This window comes from Microcystis sp. M_QC_C_20170808_M9Col, from assembly GCF_007095495.1.
GTDB classification, from domain to species: domain Bacteria; phylum Cyanobacteriota; class Cyanobacteriia; order Cyanobacteriales; family Microcystaceae; genus Microcystis; species Microcystis aeruginosa.
This window is the reverse complement of the sequence record NZ_SFBZ01000100.1, coordinates 1-3,256: the sequence shown is the minus strand read 5'-3', so window position 1 is coordinate 3,256 and position 3,256 is coordinate 1. Positions and strand designations below refer to the sequence as shown.

Genomic DNA, 3,256 nt, shown 5'->3' with positions numbered 1-3,256 from the left:
AAGGTGGAAGTCACAGAAATCAAAGGAGATATTAAAACTCTTGATCAGAAAGTCGAAACAATGGATAAACGACTGGAAAAAGTCGAAGATAGTTATGCAATCCTAGTTAAAGATATTGCGGACTTGAAAGGGTTTAAATCCCTGATTATCCCCATGGTTGTAGCTTTTTTAAGTGCCGTGGTAACTTTGGGATTGCGCGGCTTTTTTCTTGGCAATAAACCTTAAATATATCAGGGGATATTTTAATCATCAAGTTTATTTTGTACTCTACCAATAAAATCCATGAGTTTTTGCATTAATCCTCATTGTCCTAAACCGAAAAGTATCAAGGAGAGTCGTTACTGTCAATCCTGTGGTTCCGACTTGCTTTTAAATGGTAAATATCGAGTCACAAATTTATTGAGTGCCAAAGGTGGATTTGGTAATACCTATGAAGTGATAGATGAACATAAAATACCCAAAGTATTAAAAGTTCTTACCTACGATTCCAGCAAAGCTATTGATTTATTTCAACAGGAAGCCAATCTTTTAAAACAATTAAATCACCCCGGTATTCCCAAAGGAGAAAACTATTTTATTTATCATCCCCGGGAGAGTCAAACTGCTTTACACTGTTTAGTCATGGAGAAAATTGCTGGTATTGACTTAGAAGAATATCAAAAACAAAGAGGATTTAAACCGATTGATTATAATCTCGCTTGTGATTGGTTAACTCAGTTAGCTAATATTCTCCACGAAGTTCATAAACATAAATTCTATCATCGTGATATCAAACCCTCTAATATTATCTTAAAACCCGATGGTCAATTAGTTTTAATTGATTTTGGAGCGGCGCGACAAGTCACTAAAACCGTCCTAGCAGGAGGCAAAAATACAGGAATTTATACCCCCGGATATGCTCCTCCCGAACAATCTCGCGGTCACTCTGTCCCCCAGTCAGACTTTTATGCTTTGGGCAAAACTTTCGTCTTTTTGTTAACCGGTAAAGAACCCAGTGACCCGAAAATTTATAATATTAATACTAATGAATTTAATTGGCGTAAATATGCCCCAAATATCCCTTCTCGATTAGCAGATTTTATCGATAATTTAATGGCAGAAAAACCTATTGATCGACCTAAAGACAGCAAAACTTTGCTAAAAATTATTACTGATATTAAAGCCAATCCCCATCAAACTAAAAAAACTAAAAATTCTCCTCCCGAAAAAACTCAAGTTATTCTTATTCGGAATTCTGTATCTATTCCCGATTTACTTTCTTCCAGTTATGCTGGGTTTTGGCTCCGTTTAAAAGCTTCTTTAATTGATTCTTTTATCGTTATTATTATCGCCGCTTTATTAGGTGGTTATATCTGTTTTCGCTTACAACAATGGTCAACTTTTCAAGATTTAAATCTTAATTTTGATATTCCCAAAGAAATCTGGGTTTACTATGCCGCAGGATTAAGTGCAGCTGGAACAACAATTATTGGGTTTGCTTTATTTATAGCAGCAATTATCTATAATATTCAAGCCAAAGTTAACTTTACTCACGAACATATTGCCATCCTGACTGCTCTCGGTTTAGGAATAGTTATTAAATGGTTATATTATGTTTTCTTAGAATATCTTTTTAAAGCCACTATTGGTAAAATGTTTTTTGATTTATCCGTCACCGATAGCCAAGGAAGACGCATATCTTTTGCAAGAGCAAATCGCCGCTACTTACTAAAATATCTCTCCACTGCTCCCTTATATTTGGGCTTTTTACTGGCAGCCTGGACAAAGAAAAAACGCACCCTTCATGACATGATTTCTGGTACACAAATCCGCAAAAAAAAGTAACCAGAACCTAGAAAAGTAGCGAGATGGGAGCAGGACGATAGGATAAAATCAACTACAATAGGGACAAGATATTCCTGCTTGATAATTGGGGGATTGTTTATCTTTTTCATCGATGGGATGACCGCAAGCGGGACACATTTCATAATGTCCTACCTCTAAATTAGCTGTTAGGGCCACTCTTTGATCGAAAACAAAACATTCTCCTTGCCAAAGACTCTGATCGGGACTAACTTCTTCTAAGTATTTCAAAATACCTCCCTCCAGCTGATAAACTTGAGAAAAGCCTTGATTTAATAAAAAAGCTGCCGCCTTTTCACAGCGAATTCCCCCCGTACAAAAAAGAGCTATTTTCTTATTGTTAATAGGATCAAAATTGTCGTGAATATACTCGGGAAATTGGCGAAAATGCTGGATTTCTGGGTTAAGCGCTCCCGCAAAAGTACCGATCGCCACTTCATAATTATTACGCGTATCGATAACTACCACGTCTGGCTCTTTCAGCAATTGGTTCCACTCTTCAGTTTTGAGATGAATTCCTGTTTTTTCGAGAGGATTAGCCTTGGGTTGACCAAAAGTGACAATTTCCTTTTTTAAGCGAATTTTTAAGCGTTGAAAGGGCAAATAATCACAAACAGACTCTTTCACCTCTAGATTAGCTAAACGAGTATCGGTTTTTAACCAACTAATCACCTCTGCGATCGCTTGACTGTTCCCGGCGATCGTTGCATTAATCCCCTCGGCTGCCAGAAGAATAGTTCCTTTAATTCCTCTTTCTTGGCAGTATTTTTGTATTTCTGGCTGTTTTTGACGATAATCTGACAAAGCCACAAACTGGTAAAAAGTGGCGACTAGATAAGACATGGCAGGCAAGGGAAAAATTAACTTGTAATATTTTTCACTATAGGTTATAATAACGAGAGTGTCTCAAAAACCAGATCGGGGGTTTAGCTCAGTTGGTAGAGCGCCTGCTTTGCAAGCAGGATGTCAGCGGTTCGAGTCCGCTAACCTCCATAGCATCTCCCCCATAGTCCTGACTGATTCACTTTTGCTTGGTGATTAGCTCAAGTCTTTTTGGGAAGACAATTAGCTAGGGTTTGCTGAAAAAATCTAAAAACTTTGTTGGGTAAGACTTTTAGACCTTTTATCAATCAAAAAGTACCAGATATGGGAGTGATCGGGGGGAAATTTCCTGGACTTTTTCCCTGAAAATTAGGTAATTGACCCCCTCAAAATCGGTAAAACCCTACACCCCACACCCCACACCCCACACCCCACACCCTGTCCCCACGGAAAACTTTTTCAGCAGACCCTAGTTAATTAGGGTTTGCTGAATAAATCTAAAAACCTTACAGGAAAGGGCTTTTAGCTTGATTGAGAGCTTCCCAAATGCACTTAAATCTGCTAGAATCTCTTAAAACCCTTGCATCACCCT

The 3,256-nt window shown here is 38.0% G+C and carries 2 protein-coding genes, 1 tRNA gene and 1 pseudogene; 3 read left to right on the top strand and 1 reads right to left on the bottom strand.

The annotated features are described in order from the left end of the window. Both EWV68_RS06315 and EWV68_RS06310 read left to right on the top strand, forming a co-directional pair. A pseudogene (locus tag EWV68_RS06315) lies at positions 1-225 on the top strand (hypothetical protein); the annotation flags it as partial. Between the two features lie 57 nt (positions 226-282). Next, positions 283-1,824 (top strand): protein kinase domain-containing protein, encoded by a 1,542-nt coding sequence (locus EWV68_RS06310; RefSeq protein WP_287169223.1) that lies wholly within the window; start codon positions 283-285, stop codon positions 1,822-1,824. 48 nt (positions 1,825-1,872) lie between these two features. On the opposite strand, the gene trhO is transcribed toward EWV68_RS06310, so the two are convergent. Then, entirely contained in the window at positions 1,873-2,685 is an 813-nt protein-coding gene (trhO, locus tag EWV68_RS06305; RefSeq protein ID WP_287169222.1) for an oxygen-dependent tRNA uridine(34) hydroxylase TrhO, read from the bottom strand. A 77-nt stretch (positions 2,686-2,762) separates the two neighbouring features. Between trhO and EWV68_RS06300 the strand changes: the two genes are divergently transcribed. Continuing rightward, positions 2,763-2,835, top strand: a tRNA-Ala gene (locus EWV68_RS06300). Positions 2,836-3,256: the final 421 nt, after the last annotated feature.

Excerpts from the sequence above, each read along its gene's own strand:
- EWV68_RS06310 (WP_287169223.1), top strand. The coding sequence starts at position 283 with ATGAGTTTTTGCATTAATCCTCATTGTCCTAAACCGAAAAGTATCAAG.
- trhO (WP_287169222.1), bottom strand. The coding sequence starts at position 2,685 with ATGTCTTATCTAGTCGCCACTTTTTACCAGTTTGTGGCTTTGTCAGAT.